The organism is Actinomadura geliboluensis, assembly GCF_005889745.1.
GTDB classification, from domain to species: domain Bacteria; phylum Actinomycetota; class Actinomycetes; order Streptosporangiales; family Streptosporangiaceae; genus Spirillospora; species Spirillospora geliboluensis.
In genome coordinates this window covers 1-24858 of sequence record NZ_VCKZ01000079.1, presented here as the reverse complement: position 1 = coordinate 24858, position 24858 = coordinate 1, and the positions used below count along the sequence as shown (strand labels likewise).

At 72.0% G+C, this 24858-nt stretch carries 23 protein-coding genes and 1 pseudogene; 17 read left to right on the top strand and 7 right to left on the bottom strand.

The features are described 5' to 3' along the window. A partial coding sequence (locus ETD96_RS44650) for an endonuclease/exonuclease/phosphatase family protein (protein ID WP_338072547.1) occupies window positions 1-583 on the top strand: 583 nt, incomplete at its 5' end. A gap of 44 nt (window positions 584-627) precedes the next feature. Here ETD96_RS44650 and ETD96_RS13605 read toward each other — a convergent pair. After that, window positions 628-2184, bottom strand: coding sequence for a long-chain-fatty-acid--CoA ligase (locus ETD96_RS13605; RefSeq protein ID WP_138636691.1), 1557 nt, complete (start codon window positions 2182-2184; stop codon window positions 628-630). Between the two features lie 87 nt (window positions 2185-2271). After that, complete coding sequence (locus ETD96_RS44645) at window positions 2272-2442, bottom strand: hypothetical protein (protein WP_171069016.1); 171 nt, start codon at window positions 2440-2442, stop codon at window positions 2272-2274. Between the two features lie 191 nt (window positions 2443-2633). On the opposite strand from ETD96_RS44645, the gene ETD96_RS13600 reads away from it, so the two are divergent. Then, a complete protein-coding gene (locus tag ETD96_RS13600; RefSeq protein WP_138636690.1) occupies window positions 2634-3380 on the top strand; it encodes a response regulator transcription factor in 747 nt (248 codons plus the stop codon). Further along, window positions 3377-4495, top strand: a complete 1119-nt coding sequence (locus tag ETD96_RS13595) for a sensor histidine kinase (protein WP_240807600.1) — start codon at window positions 3377-3379, stop codon at window positions 4493-4495. The genes ETD96_RS13600 and ETD96_RS13595 overlap by 4 nt, the downstream gene beginning before the upstream one ends. Before the next feature lie 15 nt (window positions 4496-4510). Here the strand turns inward: ETD96_RS13595 and ETD96_RS13590 are convergent, their stop codons facing one another. Beyond that, window positions 4511-4894, bottom strand: coding sequence for a hypothetical protein (locus ETD96_RS13590; RefSeq protein ID WP_240807598.1), 384 nt, complete (start codon window positions 4892-4894; stop codon window positions 4511-4513). A gap of 203 nt (window positions 4895-5097) precedes the next feature. Between ETD96_RS13590 and ETD96_RS13585 the strand changes: the two genes are divergently transcribed. The 3 genes and pseudogenes from ETD96_RS13585 to mptB form a co-directional block, all read left to right on the top strand. Continuing rightward, window positions 5098-5433 carry an STAS domain-containing protein gene (locus ETD96_RS13585; protein WP_138636689.1) on the top strand — a complete coding sequence of 112 codons (336 nt, stop codon included), beginning with the start codon at window positions 5098-5100 and terminating at the stop codon, window positions 5431-5433. Between the two features lie 175 nt (window positions 5434-5608). Next, on the top strand, window positions 5609-6352 hold the full coding sequence (locus tag ETD96_RS13580; RefSeq protein ID WP_138636688.1) for a glycosyltransferase family 2 protein: 744 nt from the start codon (window positions 5609-5611) through the stop codon (window positions 6350-6352). After that, a pseudogene (gene mptB / locus ETD96_RS48385) lies at window positions 6349-7173 on the top strand (polyprenol phosphomannose-dependent alpha 1,6 mannosyltransferase MptB); the annotation flags it as partial. The gene ETD96_RS13580 and the pseudogene mptB, both read left to right, overlap by 4 nt. Window positions 7174-7690: 517 nt before the next feature. On the opposite strand, the gene ETD96_RS46640 reads toward mptB, so the two are convergent. Next, window positions 7691-9934 (bottom strand): hypothetical protein, encoded by a 2244-nt coding sequence (locus ETD96_RS46640; RefSeq protein WP_138636687.1) that lies wholly within the window; start codon window positions 9932-9934, stop codon window positions 7691-7693. Between the two features lie 106 nt (window positions 9935-10040). Continuing rightward, window positions 10041-10214: a type II toxin-antitoxin system prevent-host-death family antitoxin gene (locus ETD96_RS13570; RefSeq protein ID WP_138636686.1), complete on the bottom strand. Its 174-nt coding sequence runs from the start codon at window positions 10212-10214 to the stop codon at window positions 10041-10043. 52 nt (window positions 10215-10266) lie between these two features. On the opposite strand from ETD96_RS13570, the gene ETD96_RS13565 reads away from it, so the two are divergent. The 11 genes from ETD96_RS13565 to ETD96_RS13515 all read left to right on the top strand — a co-directional run bounded on the left by ETD96_RS13565 (window position 10267) and on the right by ETD96_RS13515 (window position 23257). Then, window positions 10267-11436, top strand: a complete 1170-nt coding sequence (locus ETD96_RS13565; protein ID WP_138636694.1) for an RNA-guided endonuclease InsQ/TnpB family protein — start codon at window positions 10267-10269, stop codon at window positions 11434-11436. Window positions 11437-11551: 115 nt separating this feature from the next. Beyond that, complete coding sequence (locus tag ETD96_RS13560) at window positions 11552-12856, top strand: glycosyltransferase 87 family protein (RefSeq protein WP_240807597.1); 1305 nt, start codon at window positions 11552-11554, stop codon at window positions 12854-12856. Then, a complete protein-coding gene (locus ETD96_RS13555) occupies window positions 12856-13311 on the top strand; it encodes a DUF4446 family protein (protein ID WP_138636692.1) in 456 nt (151 codons plus the stop codon). The genes ETD96_RS13560 and ETD96_RS13555 overlap by 1 nt, the downstream gene beginning before the upstream one ends. Window positions 13312-13423: 112 nt before the next feature. After that, complete coding sequence (gene pheA, locus ETD96_RS13550) at window positions 13424-14365, top strand: prephenate dehydratase (protein WP_138636685.1); 942 nt, start codon at window positions 13424-13426, stop codon at window positions 14363-14365. A 58-nt stretch (window positions 14366-14423) separates the two neighbouring features. Continuing rightward, the gene (locus ETD96_RS13545; protein WP_138636684.1) at window positions 14424-15137 is read left to right on the top strand and encodes a DsbA family oxidoreductase; all 714 of its coding nucleotides are present in this window, start codon (window positions 14424-14426) and stop codon (window positions 15135-15137) included. A 110-nt stretch (window positions 15138-15247) separates the two neighbouring features. Further along, a complete protein-coding gene (locus ETD96_RS13540; RefSeq protein ID WP_138636683.1) occupies window positions 15248-16882 on the top strand; it encodes a hypothetical protein in 1635 nt (544 codons plus the stop codon). An 85-nt stretch (window positions 16883-16967) separates the two neighbouring features. Next, window positions 16968-18578, top strand: coding sequence for a hypothetical protein (locus ETD96_RS13535; RefSeq protein ID WP_138636682.1), 1611 nt, complete (start codon window positions 16968-16970; stop codon window positions 18576-18578). Between the two features lie 40 nt (window positions 18579-18618). Then, the gene (locus tag ETD96_RS13530) at window positions 18619-20256 is read left to right on the top strand and encodes a hypothetical protein (RefSeq protein WP_138636681.1); all 1638 of its coding nucleotides are present in this window, start codon (window positions 18619-18621) and stop codon (window positions 20254-20256) included. Between the two features lie 14 nt (window positions 20257-20270). Further along, window positions 20271-21077, top strand: a complete 807-nt coding sequence (locus ETD96_RS13525; protein ID WP_138636680.1) for a class I SAM-dependent methyltransferase — start codon at window positions 20271-20273, stop codon at window positions 21075-21077. A gap of 53 nt (window positions 21078-21130) precedes the next feature. After that, complete coding sequence (gene serS, locus ETD96_RS13520; protein WP_138636679.1) at window positions 21131-22390, top strand: serine--tRNA ligase; 1260 nt, start codon at window positions 21131-21133, stop codon at window positions 22388-22390. A 63-nt stretch (window positions 22391-22453) separates the two neighbouring features. Then, on the top strand, window positions 22454-23257 hold the full coding sequence (locus tag ETD96_RS13515; protein ID WP_138636678.1) for a Cof-type HAD-IIB family hydrolase: 804 nt from the start codon (window positions 22454-22456) through the stop codon (window positions 23255-23257). A gap of 42 nt (window positions 23258-23299) precedes the next feature. Here the strand turns inward: ETD96_RS13515 and ETD96_RS13510 are convergent, their stop codons facing one another. Then, on the bottom strand, window positions 23300-23839 hold the full coding sequence (locus tag ETD96_RS13510) for a bacterial proteasome activator family protein (RefSeq protein WP_138636677.1): 540 nt from the start codon (window positions 23837-23839) through the stop codon (window positions 23300-23302). 13 nt (window positions 23840-23852) lie between these two features. Next, a complete protein-coding gene (locus ETD96_RS13505) occupies window positions 23853-24809 on the bottom strand; it encodes an NAD(P)H-quinone oxidoreductase (RefSeq protein ID WP_138636676.1) in 957 nt (318 codons plus the stop codon). Window positions 24810-24858 lie beyond the last annotated feature (49 nt).

Here is a 24858-nt window from a genome sequence, read left to right as displayed (position 1 = left end):
CCTCCAGGAGGTCTGCGAGGGGCAGGTCCGCACCGCCGAGAAGTCCACCGGCACCTGGACGTGGGCGTTCGCCGCGACCCCCGGCGGCGCGTCCTGCGCGCAGGGCCAGGGCCGGGTCGGCGTCGCGATCGGCACCGACAGCCCGCTGACCGAGACCCGCCAGGCCAAGCTCCCGGCCCCGGCGGGCCGGACGCGCATCGCGCTGTGCGGCGAGGTCGCGTCGTGGGCGACCCGGGTGTGCGTCACGCGGCTCGACCCGTCCGAGGGCGGCGACTGGCGGCAGAAGGAGGCCCGCGCGCTCGCCGTGCTCGGCGGCGGCGGCCGCGTCCTGCTCGGCGGCGACTTCGCCGACAGCCCGGACAGCCCGGCCCTCGACCCGCTCTACGGCGCCTACGCCGAGTGCGACCAGTCCGGCTCGTCCCGCACCGGCGCGATGACCCGTCAGAACTGGCAGGGCGCCGCCGTGCAGAAGACCGACTACCTGTTCATCCCGAAGGCGGCCGGGGTCTCGTGCAGCGTCCCCGCCACCCGCGTCCGGACGTCCGACCACCGCCCGATGTCCGCCGAGGTCCGCTTCAAGTGACGCGGCCGCCGGGGGCGGTGGACGCCCCCGGCGGTTCGGTCACGTCAGTGCACTGAGCGCTCTTCGCCCTGCCAGTAGGGGGCGCGGAGCTCGCGCTTGAGGATCTTGCCGGTGGGGTTGCGCGGGATCTCGTCGCGGCGCTCGACCGAGCTCGGGCACTTGAAGTGGGCGAGGTGCTCGCGGCAGTAGTCGATGATGTCCTTCTCGGGGACGTCCGACGACAGCACGACCAGCGCCTTCGGGGTCTCGCCCCAGCGCTCGTCCGGGACGCCGATGACCGCGCAGTCGGACACGGCGGGGTGGCCCATCAGGACGTTCTCCACCTCCGCCGGGTAGATGTTCTCCCCGCCCGAGATGATCATGTCCTTGACGCGGTCGTGGATGTACAGGTAGCCGTCCTCGTCGAGGTAGCCCGCGTCGCCGGTGCGGAACCAGTTGTCGTCGGACAGCGCGCTCGCGGTCGCCTCCGGCATCCCCCAGTAGCCCTTCATGTTCTGCGGGGTCCGGCAGAGGATCTCGCCGACCTGCCCGGCGGGGACCTCCTCTTGCGTCGCCGGGTCGACGATCTTGAGGACGGTGGTGTCGTTGGCGAGCCCGGCGCTGCGCAGCCGGTGGGTGTTCGGGCCGTCCGGGTCGTGGTCGGCGGCGGGCAGCATCGTGATCGCGCCGGTCACCTCCGTGAGCCCGTACACCTGCATGAACTCGGTGCCCGGCAGCATCCGCATGGCGCCGCGCAGGACGTCCTCGCTGATCGGGGACGCGCCGTACAGCATCAGCTTCAGGCTGGACAGGTCGCACGCGGCGACCTCCGGGATCAGCTGCATGAACTGCAGCAGGACCGGGACGAGGAAGATGTGCGTGACGCGGTGCCGCTCGATCGCCTGCGCGATCAGGGTGGGGTCGGGCTCGCGGGCGATGACGCCGGTGATCGCGTTGTAGACCGCGGAGACGGTGAGGACGTTGCCCGCGACGTGGTACATCGGCATCGCGACCATCAGGACGGACGACTCGTCGATGTCCCACACGTCGGTGGTCACGCTCAGCGCGGCGAGGAAGTTGTCGTGCGTCAGCATGACGCCCTTGGGCAGCCCCGTCGTGCCGGACGAGTAGAGCTGGACGAACACGTCCGACGTCTCGGGCTCGTGCTCGGGCGGGGTGTCGGGCGCCGCGTCCACCCAGGCGGCGTAGTCCCGGTAGGCGTGGTCCCGACCGTTGACGACCACCATGTGGTCGGTGTGTTCGAGCTTGCCGGCGATCGCGTCGAGGACGGGGACGAACTCCGGCCCGACGATGAAGACCTTCGCCTGCGCGTTGTTGACGATGTAGGCGACCTCGTCGGGGGCCAGCCGGTAGTTCACCGGCACCTGGACGGCGCCGATGCGGGCCGCGCCGAACAGCTGCTCGGCGTATTCGAGCGAGTTCTTGTCGAGGATCGCGACCCGGTCGCCGGGGCCGACGCCCGCGGCGGTGAGCGCGTTCGCGACCCGGTCGGCGCGCCGGTCGAAGTCGCGGAAGGTGATCTCATTGTCGCCCGCGATGTACGCGAGGCGATCGGGATGTGAACGTGCGCGTTCGCGCAGCACCTCAGTCAGACCGGGCACGGTATGTCCCTTTCGCCGATGACCGCCTGGTTATTCCGGCATCATGCGGTCACCGGCGACGCCCCGCAAGGGGTATGAGCTGCTCGGTCAGCGGCTTTTGGACATCTTGGACACGGCGGTCACGGCGAGTACCACGATGACGGCGACGAGTCCGATGAAGAAGAAGAACTTGAGCATCGAGATGATGGCGCCGATGACGGTCATCGCCAGCCAGATCGCGAGCACTACGCCGATGATGGTCAGGATCGTCTTACCCATGTCTCCACCGTATGCGCCGGTTCGGCGGGGGACATCACCCTTGGGAACGACCCTGGCCCTGACCCGTCCCCGACGCGCGGCGGAGCCGCACCCTGAGAACCCCTGAGGCGAACCCTTACGGCCGCCGCGAATCCTTACAGGGTGGTGACGTGGACGCGGGGCGGCCGCGTCCACCGCATACCGTGTCCTGCGTGAACTCCGTGACCCCCGCGGGACGCGTCCTGGTGGTCGACGACGACCCGACGGTGGCGGAGGTCGTCGCCCGCTACCTGGCCCGCGACGGGCACGAGGTGGCCTGCGTGGCGGACGGCCCGACCGCGCTGCGCCGGGCGCTCGACCAGCCGCCGGACCTGATCGTCCTCGACCTGATGCTGCCCGGCATGGACGGCTTGGAGGTGTGCCGCCGCCTCCGCGCGACCTCGGCCGTGCCGATCGTGATGCTGACGGCGCTCGGTGCCGAGACCGACCGGCTCGTCGGGCTGGAGACCGGCGCCGACGACTACGTGACGAAGCCGTTCAGCCCGCGCGAGCTGGCCCTGCGCGTCCGGTCGGTGCTGCGCCGGGCGCGCGGGGCGCTGGTGCCCGCCGTCCCGGCCGGGCCGCTGCGCGACGGCGACCTCGCGGTGGACGTCGGCGCGCACGAGGCGGAGCTGCGCGGCGAGCGGCTCGCGCTCACCTCCCGCGAGTTCGACCTGCTGGCGTTCCTGATCCGGCACCCTCGGCGGGCGTTCACCCGCGACGAGCTGCTGGAGCGGGTCTGGGACTGGACGTTCGGCGACTCCTCCACGGTGACCGTGCACGTCCGGCGGCTGCGCGAGAAGATCGAGGACGACCCGACCGCCCCGCGCCGCATCGTCACCGTGTGGGGCGTCGGCTACCGCTACGAGCCCGTGGTGGACGAGCCCGTGGTGGACGGGCGCGCGGTGGACGAGCCGTGATCCCCTTCGAGGACCTGCTGTGGGTCGTCTGGTACGCGGTGCTCGCCGCGTGCACCGTGGCGGCGGTGGCGCTCGCCGCCCTGTACGTGCTGCGCGGCCGCTCGGTCGCCACCCAGCTGATCGTCGTGGGCGTGGCGACGGTGCTCGCGACGATCTCCGGCATCATCGTGATCTCGTTCATGATGGTGCTGAACGACCATGACCGGGCGGTCGTCCTCGCGGTCGTGGCGTCCGCGGGCGTGGTCGCGATGGCGGTGTCGGTGCTGCTCGGGCGCCGCCTGGTGGCCGCGAACCGCACGCTGGTGGAGGCGGTCCGGGCCGACCGGTTCCGTTCGCCCGCGGCGCGCCTCCCCGCCGAGCTGGCCGAGCTGTCCCGCGAGCTGGAGGCCGCATACGACCGGCTGGCCGCGTCCCACGAGCGCGAGCAGGCCCTTGAGGCGAGCCGCCGGGAGCTCGTCGCCTGGGTGAGCCACGACCTGCGGACCCCGCTGGCCGGCCTGCGCGCGATGGCCGAGGCCCTGGAGGACGAGGTCGTCGCCGACGAGCGCACCGTCCAGCGCTACCACGGCCGGATCCGCGTCGAGGTGGAGCGGCTCACGGAGATGGTGGACGACCTGTTCGAGCTGTCCCGGATCCACGCGGGCGCGCTGCGCCTGTCCCGCGAGCGCGTCGGCCTCGCGGACCTGGTCGCGGAGGCGGTCGCGGGCACCGAGGCGCTCGCCCGCGCGAAGGGCGTGCGGCTGCGCGGCGACGTCCGCGAGGGGCTGCCCGTCCAGGTGGACGCGGGGGAGCTGGGCCGGGCGCTGCGCAACCTGGTCGTCAACGCGATCCGGCACACCCCGGGCGACGGCTCCGTCGAGATCATCGGCGAGGTCGCCGACGGGGAGGCGCGGGTGACGGTCGCCGACGCGTGCGGCGGCATCCCCGAGGCCGACCTGCCGCGCGTGTTCGACGTCGCGTTCCGCGGCGAGGCGGCCCGCACCCCGGGCGGCGGCGCGGGCCTCGGCCTCGCCATCGCCCGCGGCATCGTCGAGGCGCACGCGGGGCGGATCGGCGTCGCCAACGACGGGCCCGGCTGCCGCTTCGAGGTCCGGCTCCCCCTGACCGCCGTGTAGGGCCGCCCGGCGGCCTCAGGTCTCCAGGGTCTCGGCGATCGTGCGGAAGGTGGGGCAGGGCCAGCGGGACATGCAGGCCCGGCAGCGGCGGATGGGCCGGTCGGGGTCGCTGGTGATGCCGCCGGACTCCTGCGGGCGGTGCAGGTCGAGGAGCCGGACGCCGAGGTCGGCGAACGCGATGACCTCCTCCCGGGCGCCGGCGAGGAAGGCGAGGTCCTCGCGGGACAGGCGCGTCCGGACGGGGACGAAGCCGTTCCGGTTCACCAGGCGGGACAGCAGCTGGGTGGACGTCCGCCACGAGCTGGACTTCGCCGAGCGGGTCCGGATCGCCTCCAGGCGTTCGCGGAGCCGGGTCTCTCTCGGATCGGCCTTCGGTTGCACCCGCTCAGCCTCTCTCACTCCGGCCTCCCGTGAGGGGGGAACCGGGGAGATGGTCCGGGCGTGATCGCGCCGCAGAAACTCCGAAACCAGGACATCACGGTACGTAGTAACCAAAGCGTGCGGGGCTGGCAAGGCGGCGACACGCCCAGGAAACACCCACCGCACAGGGGACTTGGCGAACTGCCTGGCCCACCGGCCGTTCCCGAGATAGTGTGCCGAACGTGGAGCTAAATGTCTCGACCGCGTCTCAAGGAGGTCACGCCGTCGTCACGGCGACCGGCGAGCTGGACCTGTACACCGCGCCCAGGCTGCAGGCGGCCCTCGCGGGGCTGCTCCGCGAGGAGGTCACCCGCGTCGTGGTCGACCTGAGCGGCGTCGAGTTCTGCGACTCGACCGGCATGAACGTGCTGCTCTCGGCGATGAAGCGGCTCAAGGAGCAGGGCGGCGCGCTGGAACTCGCCGCCCCGCGCCCGGCCGTCCAGCGGATCCTGCAGGTCACCGGGCTCGACACCGTCTTCACCGTGACGAAGGCCGCGCCGGTGCTGGACGCCGGCTGACCCGTCCGAACCATCCGGCCCGGCCGTCCCGGCCGGCCGTCCCACCTTCCGACCAACCGTCCTTCGAGCGGAGGCGGCCTGCCGGGTGAACCCCGGGGGTCGCCGCGTCGGCGCGCGGGTAACGGTTCGCGGCGCCTTGCCGCCTCCCGCGCCGCCACCCGACTACCATCGCGATATGCAGGACGTAGCGGTGATCATCCCGGCCAAGGACGAAGCCGACCGCATCGCGGCCACCGTCAAGGCCGCCCAGGAGTTGCCCGGCGCCGACCTCGTGGTGGTGGTCGACGACGGGTCGTCCGACGGCACCGGCCGGGTCGCGCGCGACGCCGGGGCCCGGGTCGTGCGGCACAGCCGCAACCGCGGCAAGGGCGCCGCGATGGAGACCGGCGCCGAGGCGGCGCGGCTGCTCGACGGAGTCGACGCCGGAGGCCGCGACCAGCCCCGCCACCTGCTGTTCCTCGACGCCGACCTCGCCGAGACCGCCCGCGAGGCCGCGCCGCTCGTCGAACCCGTCCGGGCCGGCGACGCCGACATGACGATCGCGGTGTTCACCACGACGGTGAAGCTCGGCGGCCACGGCTTCGTGGTGCGGCTGTCCCGCGAGGGCATCCGCCGCGCCACCGGCTGGGAGCCCGACGCCCCCCTCAACGGCCAGCGGTGCCTGACCCGCGCCGCGTTCGACGCCGCGCTGCCGCTCGCCCCCGGCTTCGGCGTGGAGACGGCCCTCACCATCGACCTGCTGCGGCAGGGCTTCCGGGTGCGGGAGGTGGAGGTGCCGCTCGCGCACCGCGCCACCGGCACCGACTGGCGCGCGCAGCTGCACCGCGGCCGGCAGTTCCGGGACGTCGCGAGGGCGCTCGCGAGCCGCGACCCGGCGGTGGCGCGGCGGCTGGACCGGCTGCGCGGCAGCCGCCCGTGACCCGTCTCGGGACGGGCGGGCTGTGGGGCATCGGGGCCGGCATCGCCTGCTTCCTCGGCACCGCCCTGCTGGGCCCGTCGGTGTTCGAGCCGGAACTGGAGGGCCGCCCCGGGCAGCCGCCGTGGGCGCTGGACGTCCACCCGTCGCCGTACCTGGTGATCGGCCTGGTCGTCGCGGGGATCGTGGCGAGCACCGCGGGCCTCGCGCTGTGCTTCGCCGCCGTCCGCAGGGGCTGGCGGGTGCGGGCGCTGCCGCTGGTCGCCGCCGGGCTGCTGGCGGCGGTCGCGTTCATGTGCATGCCGCCGGTCGGCTCCACCGACCATCTGAACTACGCGTCCTACGGGCGGATGGCGGCGACCGGCCACGACCCGTACGCCACGAGCGCCGAAGACCTGTCGCGCGACCCGGTCGCCGGGGCGCCCGAGGAGTGGCGGACGACGCCGTCGGTGTACGGGCCCATCGCGACCGGCGAGCAGGCGCTCGCCGCGTGGATCGGCGACGGCTCAGTCCGGCTGACGGTGTTCGTCATGTCGGTGGTGAACGTGCTCGCGTTCGCGGTGACGGCGCTGGTCCTCTACCGGGCGTCGAAGACCGAGGAGCGGCGGCTCCGCACCGCGCTGCTGTGGACCTGCAACCCGCTCGTGCTGTTCCACCTGGTCGCGGGCGCGCACAACGACGTCCTCGCGATCGCGCCGATGGTGGCCGCGCTCGCCGTGTTCGGGCCGCGGGCCGGATGGGCGCGGTCGCTGGCCGCCGGCGCCCTCGCCGGGGCCGGCGCGGCGATCAAGCTGCCCGCCGCGCTCGTCGCCGGCGGGCCCGCCTGGGCGCTGCTCCGCTCGGCGCGGACCGGGCACCGGTGGCGCCCGCTCGGCCGCCTCGCCGCGCTGACCTGCGGCGCCGCGGCGGTCACCGTGGTCTCCTACGCCCTCGCCGGGCCGCACTCCCTCGACCAGGTCCGCGAGGCGAGCGACATGGTGTCGTTCGCGACGCCCTGGCACCTGCTGGACGAGTCGCTCGGGCGCGGCTCCCAGCGCGACATCATCAAGACGGGCGCGATGCTGCTCGGCCTGGCGCTGTTCGTGCTGCTCATCCGGGCCCTGCCCAAGGAGGGCGTGGAGCAGGACCGGCGCGTCGCCGCCGCCCTCGTCCTCGCGTGGCTGCTCGTGGCGCCCTACGCGCTGCCCTGGTACGACGGGTTCGGCTGGGCGATCCTCGCGCTGCTCCCCTGGACCCGGATCGACTGGATCCTGCTGGCCCACACCGCCGCGCTCAGCCTCGCCTACCTGCCGGCCCGCGCACCCGCCCGCATCCGGCTCCCGGACGACCTGGAGTGGCTGTTCACCGTCGTTCGGCCGACCGTGGTCCCGTGGACGCTTCTGGCGATTCTGGCCGCGCTGGTGGCGGCGTGTCTGCGTTCCTCAGATCGACCTCCAGTGAGCGGAGCCCGGCCGCGAGCATCAGCGGGGTCGCCAGGCTGAACGCCACCGACAGGATCACCACGCCGGAGTCGTTCACCAGCGTCCCGACGACGCCGATGGTCAGCGCGCAGATCAGCGCCGGGCGCATCGACCGGCTCTGCTTGTAGGCGCCCCGCAGCAGCGACACCCGCCACCGCGTCGGCCGCGCCAGCACGAAGAACAGGAACACGACGGCGGCGGCGATCGCGAGCGTGTACGGCCAGTACCCGAGGCTGTTCAGCATCGCGTTGAACTTGCGGGTGACGATGCCCCACGCGTCCCCGTCCATCAGGTCCTGCCAGAACCGGCCGAGGTGCGTCGGGTTGGCGCTCTGCGCGTTCAGGTAGGAGATGAACAGCACGATCGCCGCGCCGGCCGCGAAGAACGCGCCGAGCAGCGGCGCCGACACGCGCCGCCCGGTGACCATCAGCCCGAGCATCGCGAACGCGGGGACGATCGCGAGCACGCCGCCGAAGTCGCTGCCGAACGCGGGCAGGCCGTCCACCAGGACGGCGGCCACCCCGAGCACGGCGACGATCGCGACCGCGACGAGCTTGCGGCCCTGCCGCAGCGGGTACTCCGTCAGCCACGCCGCCGTCAGGATCGCGGCGACGGCGAACAGCGAGAACGCCTGGTTGCCGAAGCCGTAGAACCGGCCGGCGACCAGCGCGGTGTACCCCATCAGGGTGTTGAGCTGGAGGTTCGACCCGGTCATCACGTCCAGCGCGAGGACGGCCGCGGTCACCCCGGTGATGATCAGCGCGGGGGTCACCACGGAGCGCCGCCACGGGCCGGCCAGCGCCACGCCCGTCAGCAGCCCCGCGAAGCCCAGCACGGTGCAGATCAGCACCGGGGTCGGATGATCGGCCCGCCACCACGGCAGCAGCCCGGCGAGGAACGACGCGCCCGGCACGGCCCCGCCCAGCAGCGCTATCACCCGCGTGCCGCCCAGTATCCGCGCCCGGGACCGGCGGTCGCCGCCGAGGCGCCGCAGCGCCACCACCGCGACCCCGTACAGGACGAGCTGCGTCGCGAACAGCACCCAGTAGAACGACGTCTGCACGTTGCGGATCGCCTGGGCGGCGACGTCCTCGTCCTCCAGCGCGTCGATCCGGTCCTGCGTGGACGCCTTCGACGGCTGCGACTTCCACGCCGACCCGACGGCCTGCTTCGGCTGCGGCAGCCCGAGCAGCTTCATCGCGGTCGCGGTGAGGTCGGTCAGCGTGACCAGGCCCTCCTGGCGGGTGGCGCTGGACGTCATGAAGCCCGGCCCGTACCCGTCGCCCTTCGCGACGGCGACCCGCAGGTGCGGGTTGACGCCGGTGTCCGACAGGCCCGCCAGCAGGATGGTCGTGCCCTGCGGGACGCCCTTGACGACCTGCGCGACCCGGCGGTCGGCAGCGGCGGCGGCGTCGGCGCGCTTGGCCTCCGACAGCGGGATCTGGTCGCCCTTCGGGTCGACGCCCGCGTCGATGTAGCCGCGGAACAGGTCGTCCACGTCGACCGCGGCGAGCGGGCAGTGCACCCAGTCGGCGGCGGTGACCTTGTCGGGGGACGCGACGTAGCGGTCCACCCGGCCGCCGCCGTCGCCGGCGCCGAACACCGCGCCGGGACCGACCGCGAGCGTGCAGCCGCCCGCCTTGTGGACGGCGTCGCCGAGGAGCCCGATCTCGGCGTGGTAGTTGGTGCCCGCGTTGTCGCTCTTGATGGCCGGCCAGCCGGCGGCGATCGCGCCTCCGGCGGGCGGCGGGCCGGTGGGGGAGGGCTGCCCCGGCAGGATCGGCGCGGCGGGCAGCGCGCAGTCGCCGTGCGGCAGCCGGGACCGCTGCCCGGCCGACAGCGTCAGCCAGCCGTCCGTGGGGCAGGTGTTGACCCGCGTCGTCCGGACGCTGAGGCCCGCGGCGGACCCGTCGCCCGTGAGCTCCCACAGCGCCGGCGTGTTCTCCCGGGTGACGTCGCTCCACATGAGCCCGGGGACGCCGACGATCACGACCCGCCCGGTGGCGGCGCCCGTGCCGGCGCCGGCCCGGCCGTCGGCGAACGCGGGGGACCAGCCGAGGATCGCGGTCAGCACCGTCCCGAGGGTCGCGAGGAACACGGCGATCTTGGTCCCCCGGCGCATCATGGCGTCAAGGCTACCGGGATGCGGGTCGGTGCTCCGGCCTCCGGATCGGGGACGAGGGCCCGCGCGAGAGGGCCATCGGGCCCTGGTGCGCCGTGACCCGGCCGGTTCATGTGACCCTGCTGTCCTCATCGGCGGCTTCGGCGATGGGGGCGGGGACGATCGCGGCGATGCGGCGCCCGCGGTTGGTGACGTAGGTGATGCGTCCTCGGACGGCGGCGCTGTTGAGGACGTCGGCGAACTGGCGGCGGACGTCGGCGACGCTCATCTCTTCCGATTCCATTACGTCAGTGTACGAGCACGATCTCTCATGTACATGGACGTACAATCAACTGGTGCGGCTTAGGTACAACTTCCGGATCTACCCGACCGTCGGTCAGCAGCAGTCGCTGGCGCGGGCGTTCGGGTGCGCGCGAGTGGTGTTCAACGACGCCCTGCGCGCACGGAAGGAGGCGCATGCGGCCGGGCAGCCGTACCTGTCGGACGGAGAGCTGTCCAAGGTAGTGATCACGCAGGCGAAGAAGACCGTCGAGCGGGCGTGGCTGGGCGAGGTGTCGTCCGTCGTTCTGCAGCAGGCTCTGGCGGACCTGAACACCGCCTACCGCAACTTCTTCGCGTCACTGTCGGGTGAGCGGAAGGGGCGCGCAGTCGCGGCGCCCCGATACCGATCCCGCAAGGACCGGCGGCAGGCGATCCGTTTCACTCGCAACGCCCGCTTCACGATCACGGCGGGCGGAAAGCTGCGGCTTCCGAAGGTCGGCGACGTGCGGGTGCGGTGGTCGAGGGAGTTGCCGTCGCAACCGTCGTCAGTGACGGTGCTCAAGGACGCGGCCGAGCGATACTTCGCCTCGTTCGTCGTCGAGACCGCCGACGAGCCGCTGCCGGAGACCGCGTCCGAGGTAGGCATCGATCTGGGGTTGACGCACTTCGCGGTGACCTCTGCGGGCCGGAAGATCGCCAACCCGAGGTTCTTGCGCCGCGCCGAACGACGTCTCCGCAAGGCTCAGCAGGCGCTGTCCCGCAAGCAGAAGGGCTCAAAGAACCGCAAGAAGGCCGTCGTGAAGGTCGCGCGGCTGCACACCCGCGTCCGCGATTCGCGGCGGAAACATCACCACAAGCTCTCCACCCAGTTGATCCGCGACAACCAAGCGGTCTACCTGGAGGATCTTTGCGTGTACGGTCTTGCCCGCACTCGGCTCGCCAAGAGTGTGCACGACGCAAGCTGGTCCCAGTTCGCGGCGATGCTGGAGTACAAGGCCGAACGGCATGGCCGCACGCTGGTGAAAGTGGACCGTTGGTTCCCCTCCTCCAAGCTTTGCGGAGCATGCGGGAGGGTCGCCGAGTCAATGCCGCTGCACGTCCGGGAATGGGCCTGCTCGTGCGGTGCGGTGCACGACCGCGATGTCAACGCCGCCATCAACATTCTCGCCGCCGGACGGGCGGAGAGGTTAAACGCCTGCGGAGAGTCCATAAGACCTCCTGCTCAGGGAGGCGGGGCTCGGTGAAACAGGAAGCCGCAGAAGCGCCGCACACGCGGCGCAGGCTGCCCCCCCGACCCCCTGGGCCCGGGAGCACGTCAAAAGAGCGCTACTACCGCATTGGGGCCATATCCTGCGGGCTGTGGACGGTCCCAGGGCGCATCAGGTCGGCGGCGGGCGGGTCCGGCGGTCGCGCCTGCCCTTTCTCCTCGCCGGTATCGCCGTCGCCGTGATCGCGGTCGTCCCGATCGCGTCCCGGTGGCTCACCAACCCGCCCGACCAGCGGCTCGTCGACCTGGAGGTGTACCGGGAGGGCGGCCTGGCCGTGCTGCGGGGGGCGCCGCTGTACGAGTTCCTCACCCAGCCGCCGCAGCTGCTGCCGTTCACCTACCCGCCGTTCGCCGCCGCGCTCGCCGTGCCGTTCACGCTGCTTTCCTGGCCGGTCGCGCAGTGGACCTGGGTCGTGCTGATCTACGTCGCGCTGGCGATCGTGGTGTGGTTCGCGTTCCGCGACCTCATCCGCCGGACCGGGCGCTGGGCGCCGCTCACCGCCGGCGTCCTGTTCGCCGCGATGGCGTGGCTCGACCCCGTCCGCGACCAGGTCCGGTTCGGGCAGGTCGGGCTGTTCCTGCTCGCGATGTGCCTCGCCGACTGCTGCGCCCGCACGCCCCGGTGGCCGCGCGGCGCGCTGGTCGGGCTGGCCGTCGCGATCAAGCTGGTGCCGGGCGTCTTCCTCATCTACTTCCTGCTCACCGGGCGGCGGGACGCGCTGGTCAACGCGGTGCTGACCGCCGCCGCCGCGACCCTCGGCGGGTTCATGCTGCTGCCCGCCGACTCGTCCGCCTACTGGTTCGGGGCGCTGCTCCAGGGCGGCGACCGGACGGGCGCGGTCGACGGCACCACCAACCAGGCGGTGCAGGGGATCGTCGCGCGGATCTTCGACGAGGGCCCGGTCCGGACGGCGGTGTGGCTCGTGCTGGCCCTGGCCGTCGCCTACGCCGGCTTCCGGTGGGCCCGCCGCGCCACCCTGGCCGCCGACGAGCTGACCGGCCCGGACGCCTCCAGCCTGCTGCTCGCCGGCGTCGCGATCACCGGGCTGCTGTCGGTGATGCTGTCCCCGGTGGGATGGATCCACCACCTTGTCTGGATGATCGCGGTCATTGGGGCTTTGGCCGGTGATGGACGGGACACGCGAAGATGTCTGTTCGCGGGGGCCGTGTGGCTGCTGTTCCTGTGGCCGCTCCCCTGGTGGGGACGTGCGTGGATCGGCCCGGAACACTCCGTCATAGCGGAATTCGCAGGCCAGGTCCTGCGGGATTCGTTCGGGATCGCGGCGCTCGCCGCCATGGCGCTGCTCGGCGGCTGGCTGGTGAACCGGCTGAAACCGGACGCCGGCCGGGAGGATCCTTCGCAACCGGAGGTCGAGGTGGGTACGCTCGCCCCGTGATGCTAGTCGCGGTGGCCGTCGCGGGCCTGGTCGCCGGTGTTGCGGGCCTCTCCATCGCGGTGGTCGCGCACAACCGGGTCAACCAGGTCGTCGACGAGTGCGGGGAAATGCTCAGGCGCCAGCTCCAGGTCGCCAGCGGATCGGTGGACGAGCGCGCGCTGCGCGACCTCGCCATCGTCCACTACGACGCACTGAAGGAGATGTCCGGGCACCGGTCGTTCTCCCTCGCGCTGATCAACGCGGTCGGCGACGGCGTCGTCGTCAGCTCCATCAACGGGCGCACCGAGACCCGCACCTACGCCAAGGTCGTGCAGGCCGGGCACCCGGTGGAGATGCTGTCCCCCGAGGAGAGCCACGCCCTGCGCGCGGCCCGGCTCGGCAAGGGCCCGGTCGTCTCGATGGACGACCCGCTGCCCGACTTCGGCGGCGGCGAGCGCACCTCGGCCCGCGCCTGACGCTCCGGGCTCCGCCCACCTGACGCTCCAGGCTCCGCCCGCCGGGAAGTAGACTCGGGTATCTCGCCTCACGTCAGAGGCACTCCACCACACCGTTCGCCCCGGGGGACCCGTGACCGCAGACGACAGGACAGCGCGCTACGCCTACCTGGGTCCGCAGGGCACGTTCACCGAGGCGGCGCTGCTCACCCTCCCCGGCGCCGCCGCCGCCGAGCACCTCCCGTACGCGACCGTCCCGGCCGTCCTGGAGGCGCTGCGCACCGGCGAGGCCGACACGGCGGTCGTCGCGCTGGAGAACTCCGTCGAGGGCTCCGTCCCCACCACGCTGGACGAGCTGGCCACCGGCGAGCCCCTGCAGATCGTCGGCGAGGTCCATCTGCCGGTGTCGTTCGCGCTGCTCGTGCGGCCCGGCACCGCGCTGGACGACATCAAGACGGTCGCGTCGCATCCGATCGCGCAGCCGCAGTGCCGCCGCTGGCTGCTGGAGAACGTCCCGGACGCCGAGTGGCGCGCCGCCACGTCCAACGCCGAGGCCGCCCAGCACGTCGCCGACGGCCACTACGACGCGGCGCTCGCCGGCTCGTTCGCCGCGGCCCGCTACGGCCTGTCCGTCCTCGCCGAGGACATCCACGACGTCGCCGACGCCGTCACCCGCTTCGTCGTCCTGCACCGCCCGTGCCCGCCGCCCGCCGCGACCGGCACCGACAAGACGACCGTCGTCGCCTTCATCGGCGAGGACCACCCGGGCGCCCTGCTGGAGATCCTCACCGAGTTCTCCATGCGCGGCATCAACCTGACGCTGATCCAGTCGCGCCCGACCGGCGCCGGCCTCGGCTCCTACCTGTTCTGGATGGACTTCGAGGGCCACGTCTCCGACGCCCGCGTCGGCGAGGCCCTGATGGGGCTGCGCCGCGTCTGCGCCGACCTCCGCTTCGTCGGCTCCTACCCGCGCGCCGACAGTGTCAGCCCCGAGATCCGGCGCGGCACCCACGACGCCGACTTCACCGAGGCCGCCGACTGGCTGACCTCGATCCGCACCGGCCGCCAGAGCTGAAACAGATTCGGTCCTCCGCGTGTTGCTAGGGGGTGACTCCTAATCGAAGGGTTGCCCCGTGCGCGTTGAGATCTGGTCCGATGTCGTCTGCCCCTGGTGCTACATCGGCAAGCGGCATTTCGAGAAGGCCCTCCAAGGGTTCGAGCACCGCGACCACGTAGAGGTGGTGCACCGCTCGTTCCAGCTCGACCCGACCTTCCCGCCCGGGGAGACCGTCGACGTGGCCGACATGCTGGCGGAGAAGTACGGCATGACGCGCGAGCAGGCCGTCGAGATGAACCGGCAGATGGAGGAGCGCGCCGCGGCGGCGGGCCTGGAGTACCACCTGGAAGGCGGCCGCGCGGGCAACACCGTGGACGCGCACCGGCTCGTCCACCTGGCGGCGAAGCAGGGCATCCAGGACGAGGTCGTCGAGGCCCTCTACAAGGCGCACTTCACCGACCGCCGCTCGGTGTTCGACCGCGACTCCCTGGTCCAGGTCGTCGCCGAGGCGGGCCTGGACGCCGACGCCGCTCGCGAGGCGCTCGCCTCCGGCGCGTTCACCGCCGACGTGGAGGCCGACCAGCGCGAGGCCGCCGCCCTCGGCGCGACCGGCGTCCCGTTCTTCGTCCTCGACCGCCGCTACGGCGTCTCCGGCGCCCAGCCGCCCGAGGCGTTCACCGAGGCCCTCAACCGCGCCTGGACGGACGCCAACCCCGCCCTCACCACCATCGGCGGCGACGCGGAAGCCTGCACCGACGACACCTGCGCCGTCCCGCCGCACCGGCACTGACCCCGCACGGCGCCTCCGTGATCATTCTGTGCCCGAAATATCGGATTTCGAGGTAAACCACCCGAATGTGAAGTGCGTCTCCTCCATGCACCCTTGATCATGGAGGCTCCGTGCGCCGACTGCTCGCCCTGGTCGCGATACTGACCACCGTCCTCTCCTTGGCCGCCGTTCCTGCGGCGGCCGCCGCCTACCCGGTGCTGCGCTCGGTCACGGTCCTCTCGCCCGGAGCGACGACCCGGCTGGAGGTGTCCGCGACCTCCGAGACCGACATCTCCAAGGTGCGCGTCCTCGTCCACCCCGTGGGCGGCGACTCGTCCACCGCGGTGGACGACTTCGAGCTCGTCGAGGGCACCGCCAAGGACGGCGTGTGGCGCACGAAGTCCGCTCTCACCGTCGGCGAGGGCCGCTGGGGGGTCGACGTCGAGCTGACGAACGCCGACCGGACGCTCGTGTACAACGACAGGGCCGTCATCGAGAACGGCGCCGACACCGTCCTCACCGAGGTCGAGATCGGACCGACCACGATCGACGTGGAGAACACGCGCGGCACGTTCAAGGGGCGGCTGCTGTCCAAAGCTTCTGACGGAAGCCTGCAGCCGGTGGCGAACGCGACGCTGCGCCTGACGAGGCCCGACGGTGAGATCGCCACCGCCGTCACCGGCGCGGACGGCCGCGCCGCCGGGACCACGGAGTTCACCAAGACGGGCGACGCCGTCCTGGCCTTCAGCGGCGATGCCGCCTACCGCCCCGTGAAGAGCGCGGCGACGCGCATCACCAAGCAGCGCCTCAAGACCCGCCTCAGCTTCTCCATGCCCGACCGCCTCATCGTCGGTGACAAGGTCACCGTGAGCGGCCGCCTGGAACGGCTGAGCCGCGACGGCGTCTGGGGCCCGCTGGCCGGTAAGGAGCTGGACCTCCAGTTCGACCTGGCGACCGGCGGCGACTGGCACACCATCGCCACGCCGACCACGGACGCCAACGGGAACTACAGCGTCCAAGTCACCATCACCGCCGACGGCGCGTGGACCATTGATTTCGCCAACGATCCCGCCAATCTGCCGGACGACTACTACGGCTACGAGCTGTCCTACGCCGGTACCAACGTGCGCATGGTCGCGTACCGGACGTCCATGACCGGCTTCAACCCCGCCCCCGAGCCCGTCGCGCTGGACAGGAAGCTGACGGGAAGCGGCACCATCCTGCGCAAGATGGCCGACGGCACATGGACCCCGGCCCCGGCCATCGGGACCGTGGTGCTGCAGTTCTCCCCCGACGGCAAGTCCTGGACCAACAAGGCCACCCAGGTGTTCGACGGGGACGGCAGCTTCCACTTCGAGGTCCCGCCGGTGCGCGACGGGTACTGGCGCGCGGTCGTCCCCGCCGGGGGCTACACCGAGCCCTACACGAGCTGGGCCGACTACATCGACGTCAAGTACCGGACCTACATGACGAGCTTCAACGCCTCGCCGGAGCCGGTGAGCAAGGGGAAGACCATTACGGTCAAGGGCCTTCTCTACCGTTACCGGCCCGCGTCGAGCGTGGCGCCGGGGGCGAAGATCTCCGTCTACTTCAAGGCGGCCGGCACGTCCACGTGGAAGTGGATGGCCGACACCAAGACGGGAAGCGACGGCTGGTTCCGGAAGACGTTCACCGCGTCCAAGGACGGCACCTGGATGGCCAAGTACCCGGGAAGCAGCACTTACCTCGCCTCGAACGCGCCCACCGACTACGTGGACGTGCGCTGACCTAGGCCGCATGGGTGGGGACCGGCGCGGGCGGCGCCGGTCCCCACCGCTCGGCACCTACTTATCTCTTTTCCTTGGAGACCCCGTGCGTCGAAGTTCTGCCCTCTTCGCGGCCGCCGCGCTCGCGGCATCGGCCCTGCTCGTCCCCGCGACCGCCGCGCAGGCGGACGCGACGGGCGTCCTGCTCACGCTGGACTTCGACCGGCTGGCCAAGGACCGCGTCGTGAAGCTCACGATGAAGGCGAAGTCGGAGAGCGGCGTCACCAGCGTGCGCGCGAAGATGCACTACCAGAGCCTCGACGCGGAGCCGTACGCCACGGTCGACCTCACGCTGACCGAGGGAACCGAGCACGACGGCGTCTGGACGGCGGCCTTCCGCTCCGACATCGAGGCCCGCCCCGGCACGACCCGTGTGGAGGTGCTCGTCGCCACGGCCGACGGTGCCACCGTCACGCGGTACAGCCAGTTCTACGACTGCTACATGACGACCATCGCCGACTTGACGAACTCGCCGGACGTCATCGACTTCGAGCATTCCGACGTGACGATGCGCGGCAGGGTCCTGGTCCAGAAGTACCGCGAGGCCGCGCAGGAACCGGCGCGGGGCGCGAAGGTCAGCGCACAGTACGGGGACGATTCCACGACCACGGGTGAGGACGGTTCGTTCACCCTGAGCACGAGGGGCGACACCGCTCCGACCGTCCAGCTCCTCTCGCAGGGGCAGCTCTGCGGGACGCACCGGGCCGCCCCGATCACCGTCGAGAAGCAGGCCACGCAGATCACCGCGAAGATGATGCCGTCGTCGACGGTGGTGCCGTTCACGGACATGACGGTGGAGGGAAAGGTCGTCCGGCTGAGCCCTGCCGGACCCGTGCCCGTTGCCGACGGCGAGGTCCGCGTCGAGGTGCCCGCCGAAGTGGCCTTCTCCTTTCCCCGTGGGGTGCGGACGGAGGCGGACGGCACGTTCCGGACCACCTTCAAGGCCGGCCGGAACGAGGGGGCGTCGGCCACTGTGGTCGCTCGCTACATGGGCGGCGGGTTCTTCGCTCCCTCCGAGGTCGGCCTCGGCGCGCTCAATGTCCGCAACATGCTGCAACTCAGCGGATTCAACCCGGGCCCGGAGCCCTTCCCCTACGGCAGTTTGATGAGCGTGAGCGGCAGGCTGAATTCCTACGCCACCGACACGGATCTGCCGGTGTACCTGGAGTTCTCCCCGGACGGCAGGACATGGACGGTCTTCCAGAGTTGGACGCTGGCCGGACCGGGGGACTTCTACTTCATCGCCGACAAGCCCGTGAAGCAGGACGGCTACTGGCGCCTCCGCTACCCGGGCAACGAGCGGAACGCGCCCCTGATCAGCTGGGTCGACTACATCGACGTCAAGTACCGAACGAACATGTACAACTTCAACGCCTCTCCCGAGCCGGTGAGCAAGGGGAAGACCATCACGGTCAAGGGTCGGCTGTACCGTTACCGGCCCTCGTCGAGTGTGGCGCCGGGCGCGAAGATCTCCGTCTACTTCAAGGCGGCCGGCACGTCCACGTGGAAGTGGATGGCCGACACCAAGACGGGAAGCGACGGCTGGTTCAAGAAGACGTTCACCGCGTCCAAGGACGGCACGTGGATGGCGAAGTACGCGGGGAGCGGCACCTATATCGCGTCCAACGCGCCCACTGACTACGTGGACGTGCGCTGAGGCCGGGCCCCTGATGACAACTACTGATCTTGGAGGCGCGGTGCGCCGACTGCTCGCCCTGGTCACGGCCGTCGTCGTGACGCTCTCCCTCGCCGCCGCCCCCGCGGCCGCGGGGGCGTACCTGCGGGTGCGGGAGACCCGCGTCCTGTCGCCCGGCGGGACGACGAAGATCGAGGTCGCGGCCGACTCGTCCGTCGACATCACGAAGGTGCGCGCCGTCGTGCGGCCGTACTCCGGCGGCACCGCGGAGCCGCTCACCGTGGACGACTTCGAACTCGTCGAGGGCACCGCCGTGAACGGCGTGTGGCGGACGAGGTCCGCGGTCGCGGTCGAGCAGGGCCGCTGGTGGGTCGACGTCGAGCTGAGCAACGCGGACGTGACGACCGTGTTCCGGCAGCGCGCCACCATCGACAACGGCCTCGACACGTTGATCACCGACTTCGACGTCACGCCGCGGATCGTCGACGTCGAGCACCCCGAGGTCGCCTTCGGCGGCCGGCTGATGAGCCGTGGCGCGGACGGGGCACTCGCCCCCGTGGAGGGCGCCACCCTGCGTCTCAACGGCGCGGCCGGGCCGGCGCCCTCGGCGGTCACCGGGGCGGACGGCCGGGTACAGGGGACCGGCGACGTCGTCACGACGGCCGACGCGCAGCTCACCTACGGCGGCGGGTTCCTGTACCGGCCCGCGAAGAGCGCGGAGATCCCGATCGCGAAGGTGCGCCTCCAAACCCGCCTCTCGCTGGCCATGCCCGCCCGCCTCATCGTGGGCGACCAGGTCACCGTGACCGGGCGGCTGGAGCGCAGGGACCGCGCCGGCGTCTGGGCGCCGCTCGCGGGCAAGCAGCTCAGCCTGAGCTTCAACGCGACGAAGAGCGGCGACTGGAGCGTCGTCGGCAGGCCCGTGACCGGCGCCGACGGCGGTTACACGGCGAAGGTCACCGTGACGGAGCCCGGTGCCTGGAGCGTCACCTTCGCCAACGAGCCGCAGACCCTTCCCGACGACTACTACGGCTACTTGATGTCGAGCGCGTACACGACCAACCGGCCCGTCGCGTACCGGACGTCCGTCACGGGCTTCAACGCGGCGCCCGAGCCGGTCGGCCGGGGCAACATGGTCACGGGGAGCGGGCGCGTGATGAACCGGCTGGCCGACGGCCGGTGGGTCGGCGCGTACGCGAACGCGACGGCGCAGCTGCAGTTCTCCACCGACCGGAAGAAGTGGAGCACCAAGGCCGCCGTGGGGGTGAACGGCGACGGCACGTTCCGCTTCGAGGGGCGCGCGGACCGGGACGGGTACTGGCGCGCGGTGGTCCCGCGCGGGGACTACGCCGAGCCGTCCGTCGGCGGAACCGACTACGTGGACGTCCGCTACCGGACGAAGATCCTCGACTTCAACGCGGCTCCGGAGCCGGTGCGGAAGGGCGGCACCGTCACCGTGATGGGGGCCCTCTACCGGGAGACCGACCGGTGGAAGCCCTACGGCTCGAAGACGATCGCGTTCTACTTCCTGCCGAAGGGGTCGTCCAAGTGGACGTACATGGGTTCCCAGAAGGCCGACAAGTACGGCCGCTTCCGTAAGGGGTTCAAGGCGACCAAGGACGGCACCTGGCGCGCGTACACCTCGGCGACGTCCAGTTACATCAAGACGTATCGGGACGACTACGTGGACGTGCGCTGACGTAGGCTGCCCTGGTGGCCAAGGACTTCGATCTTTACGAGCGGGAACTGTGGGCCGGGCGGGGCCCCGCGTACGAGCGGGGCTTCGCCCGGCTCACCCGTTACCTGGCCGGTCCGCTGCTCGACGCGGCCGGGGTGACCGGCGGGACGCGGTTCCTCGACGTCGGGACGGGCCCCGGGTTCGTCGCGCTGGAGGCGACCCGGCGGGGCGCCGAGGTGTCGGCGGTGGACGCCGAGGCGAGCATGGCGGAGGCGGCCGGGCGGAACGTCCCCGGGCTGGACGTGCGGGTCGCCGTCCTGCCGGACGTGCCGTTCGCCGACGGGACGTTCGACGCGGTCGCCGGCAACTGCGTCATCAACCACGTGAGCGACCCCGGCGCCGCGATCGCCGAGCTGCGGCGGGTGCTGCGGCCGGGCGGGCGGCTCGCGCTGAGCTGCTGGGTGATGCCGGGCAGCGGGGCCCTCGGGATCGTCCGGGAGGCGATCGAGCAGGCCGGGGTGCCGTGGCCGGACGACATCCCGCAGTCGCCGTTCATGGAGTACGGGGAGGCGGCGCCGTTCCGGCGGCTGGTGACGGAGGCCGGCATCGCCGAGGTCGCGGTCGAGGAGGTGACCTGGGAGCACGTCGTCGACCCCGAGGAGTGGTGGGAGACGGGCGCGCTGTCCGGGGTCGGCACCAACGGCGTCATCGTCGGGCGGCAGGACGCGGAGACCGTCGCCCGGATCAAGGACGCCTACGACACGATCATCGCCGACTACGGGGTGGACGGCGGCAAGGTCGCGCTGCCCGCGCACGCCCTGCTCGCGAGCGGCGTCCGGTAGAAGCGCGGTTATGCGCGCGCGGGCGCGGGGCTCGGAACGGTAGCCTCGGGTCTGTGATTGACCTGCGAGCTCTTCGAGAGGATCCGGAGCGGCTGCGCGCGTCGCAGCGCGCCCGCGGTGAGGATGACGCCGTCGTCGACCGGCTGCTCGACCTGGACGGGAGGCGCCGCTCCGCGCTGACCTCGTTCGAGCAGCTCAGGGCGGAGCAGAAGAGTTTCGGCAAGTCGGTGTCCAAGGCCAAGGGCGAGGAGCGCGACGCGCTGCTCGTCCGCGCGAGGGAGCTGGCGCAGCAGGTCAAGGAGCGGGAGGCGGAGGCCGACCGGCTCGGCGCGGAGCTCGACGCCCTGCTGAAGGGCGTCCCGAACCTCATCGAGGAGGGCGCCCCGCCCGGCGGCGAGCAGGACTTCGTCGTCCTGGAGCACGTCGGCGAGCCGCCCGCGTTCGACTTCGAGCCGAAGGACCACCTGGAGCTCGGCGAGAGCCTCGGCGCCATCGACATGGAGCGCGGCGCGAAGGTGTCCGGCGCACGGTTCTACTACCTGACGGGCGTCGGCGCGCGGCTCCAGTACGCGCTGCTGAACCTCGCCATGGAGACGGCCGTCGCGAACGGGTTCACGCCGATGTACCCGCCGGTGCTGGTGAAGCCGGAGGCGATGGAGGGCACCGGGTTCCTCGGCGCGCACGCCGCCGAGGTGTACCGGCTCCCGGACGACGACCTGTACCTGGTCGGGACGTCGGAGGTCCCGCTCGCCGCGTACCACATGAACGAGATCGTCGACGAGCTGCCGCGGCGGTACGTGGCGTGGTCGTCGTGCTTCCGCCGCGAGGCCGGCTCCTACGGCAAGGACACGCGCGGCATCATCCGCGTCCACCAGTTCGACAAGGTGGAGATGTTCTCCTACTGCGACCCGGCCGACTCCCACGCCGAGCACCTGCGGCTGCTGGACTGGGAGAAGGAGATGCTCGCGAAGGTCGAGCTCCCGTACCGGGTGATCGACGTCGCGGCGGGCGACCTCGGCTCCAGCGCGGCCCGCAAGTACGACTGCGAGGCGTGGGTGCCGACGCAGCAGACCTACCGCGAGGTCACCTCGACGTCCAACTGCACGGAGTTCCAGGCGCGGCGGCTGTCCGTCCGGTACCGCGACGCCGACGGCAAGAACCAGCCGGTCGCGACGCTGAACGGCACGCTGGCGACGACCCGGTGGATGGTCGCGATCTTGGAGAACCACCAGCAGGCGGACGGGTCGGTGCGGGTGCCGGAGGCGCTGCGCAAGTTCCTCGGGCAGGACGTCCTGGAGCCGGTCAAGCGCTGACCCTCGGCCGTCCGGCGTCGGTGGCGTCGCCTATGGTTTGTGGCATCTGCCCTGGAAGGTGACATGAGCCAGTCTTCGCCGCGCGTGATCGCGACCGACCTCGACGGCACGATCGTGCGCTCCGACGGCACGATCTCCGCCCGGACCGTCGACGCCCTGGCCCGGGTCGAGCGGGCCGGGGCGATGCTCGTCATGGTCACCGGGCGGCCGCCGCGCTGGATGGCCGACGTGGCCGCGGCCGTCGCCCACCACGGCGTCGCGATCTGCGCGAACGGCGCCGTCGTCTACGACCTGCACACCGAGACCGTCCTGGAGGCGCGGGAGATCACACCGGAGGTGATCGCGGAGGCGGTCGGGCGGCTGCGCGGCATCGCGCCCGAACTGCAGTTCGCGGTGGAGCACCCGTCCGGGTTCTACTTCGAGGACAACTACCACCTCGGCCGCTGGGACGTGGAGGCCCTCGGCGGCCGCCGCGTGACCGCAGCCGAACTGGTCACCAGGCCCGGCACCAAGCTGCTCGCCTTCCACCCGGACTCCGACCCCGACACGCTCTCGGAGAAGGCGGTGCAGGCGGTGGGCGACATCGTCACGGTGACGCACTCGTCCCAGCGGGGGCTGCTGGAGATGAGCGCGCTCGGCGTCACCAAGGCCAGCGCGCTCGCGGCGCTGTGCACCGAGCACGGGTTCGCCGCCGCCGACGTCGTGGCGTTCGGCGACATGCCCAACGACCTGCCGATGCTCACCTGGGCGGGCACGTCCTACGGCGTCGGCAACGCGCACCCGCTGGTGCGGGCCGCGGTGACGCACACGACGTCCCGCAACGACGACGACGGCGTGGCCGAGGTCCTGGAGCGGCTCTTCCCGTAGCGGGCGGCCGCACCCTCGCCGGAGGGTGCGGCCGGGGGCGTCCTACAGGTAGGGGCCGGACGAGCGCGGCCGGGACTGCGGCTCCTCCTCGCCGGGGGGCACCATGCCGGCGGGCAGCGCGCGGCGCATCTGCTCCAGCTGCGCCCGCGCCGCCATCTGCTGCGCGAACAGCGTCGTCTGGATGCCGTGGAACAGCCCCTCCAGCCAGCCGACGAGCTGCGCCTGCGCGATCCGCAGCTCGCCCTCGCTCGGCACCGATCCCTCGGCGAACGGCAGCGACAGCCGCTCCAGCTCCTCGACCAGCTCGGGGGCGAGGCCGTCCTCCAGCTCCTTGATGGACGACTTGTGGATCTCCCGCAGCCGGGCCCGGCTCGCCTCGTCCAGCGGGGCCGCCTTGACCTCCTCCAGGAGCTGCCGGATCATCCCGCCGATCCGCATGACCTTCGCGGGCTGCTCGACCATCTCGGTGACCGACTTGCCCTCGGACTCGCCCTCGCCGGCGCTCTCCATGGCGATGCCGTTGGGGCCGACCACGAGGACCTGCGGTTCCTGTTCAGACTGGTTCTTCGAAGGCTCGCTCATAAACATCACATCCTCACACGGTCAACAGAATCTTGCCGACGTGACCGCTCTCCTCCATCAGCTCGTGCGCGCGCGCCGCGTCCGCCATGGGGAAGGACCGGTCGATGACCGGACGGACGTCCCCCGACTCCAGCAGCGGCCACACGTGCTCGCGGACCCCGGCCACGATCTCCGCCTTCTCCTCCAGGGGACGGGCCCGCAGCGTCGTCGCGTGCACCAGCGCCCGCTTGCGCAGCAGCTTGCCGAGGTCCAGCTCCGCCTTGGCGCCGCCCTGGAGGCCGATCACCATCAGCCGTCCGCCGGTGGCGAGCGCCTCCACGTTCCGGGCCAGGTACTTGGCGCCGATCAGGTCGAGGATCACGTCGTACGGGCCGCTGTCGACGAAGTCGTCCTCGCGGTAGTTCACGGCGACGTCCGCGCCGAGTTCGCGGCAGCGGGCCGCCTTCTCCGCGCTGCCCACGGTCGTCACCACACGCGCGCCACGCGCCTTGGCGAGCTGGATGGCGAACGTCCCGATGCCGCTGCCGCCCCCATGGACGAGGACAGTCTCGTCCTTGCGCAGCTCACCCAGCCAGAACACGTTCGACCACACGGTGCACGCGACCTCCGGGAGTCCGGCGGCGGCCGCGACGTCCACCCCGCGCGGCACCGGGAGCACCTGCGAGGCGGGCACGGCGACCCGTTCGGCGTACCCTCCCCCGGCGAGCAGCGCGCACACCTCGTCGCCGGCGGCGAATCCGGTGACGCCGGCGCCCAGGGCCGAGACCCGGCCGGACACCTCCAGCCCGGGGTACGGCGGAGCGCCCGGCGGCGGCGGGTAGAAGCCCAGCCGCTGCATGACGTCCGCGCGGTTCACCGCGCTCGCCGCCACATCGATCAGCACTTCGCCCGGTTGCGGCTCCGGGTCCGGCACCTGCGTCCACTCCAGGACGTCAGGGGCGCCCGGCTCGCGGATCACGATCGCATGCATACCGATCACGCTACCGGGCGCGCCGCGGAGTGCTCCCCCTCCCCGGAGT

What these genes read in the sequence shown, in the direction of transcription:
- ETD96_RS44645 (WP_171069016.1), bottom strand. Translation starts at nt 2,442, where the DNA reads ATGGGTAAGACGATCCTGACCATCATCGGCGTAGTGCTCGCGATCTGG.
- ETD96_RS13580 (WP_138636688.1), top strand. Translation starts at nt 5,609, where the DNA reads ATGCAGGACGTAGCGGTGATCATCCCGGCCAAGGACGAAGCCGACCGC.
- ETD96_RS46640 (WP_138636687.1), bottom strand. Translation starts at nt 9,934, where the DNA reads ATGATGCGCCGGGGGACCAAGATCGCCGTGTTCCTCGCGACCCTCGGG.
- ETD96_RS13570 (WP_138636686.1), bottom strand. Translation starts at nt 10,214, where the DNA reads ATGGAATCGGAAGAGATGAGCGTCGCCGACGTCCGCCGCCAGTTCGCC.
- ETD96_RS13555 (WP_138636692.1), top strand. Translation starts at nt 12,856, where the DNA reads ATGCTAGTCGCGGTGGCCGTCGCGGGCCTGGTCGCCGGTGTTGCGGGC.
- ETD96_RS13515 (WP_138636678.1), top strand. Translation starts at nt 22,454, where the DNA reads ATGAGCCAGTCTTCGCCGCGCGTGATCGCGACCGACCTCGACGGCACG.
- ETD96_RS13510 (WP_138636677.1), bottom strand. Translation starts at nt 23,839, where the DNA reads ATGAGCGAGCCTTCGAAGAACCAGTCTGAACAGGAACCGCAGGTCCTC.
- ETD96_RS13505 (WP_138636676.1), bottom strand. Translation starts at nt 24,809, where the DNA reads ATGCATGCGATCGTGATCCGCGAGCCGGGCGCCCCTGACGTCCTGGAG.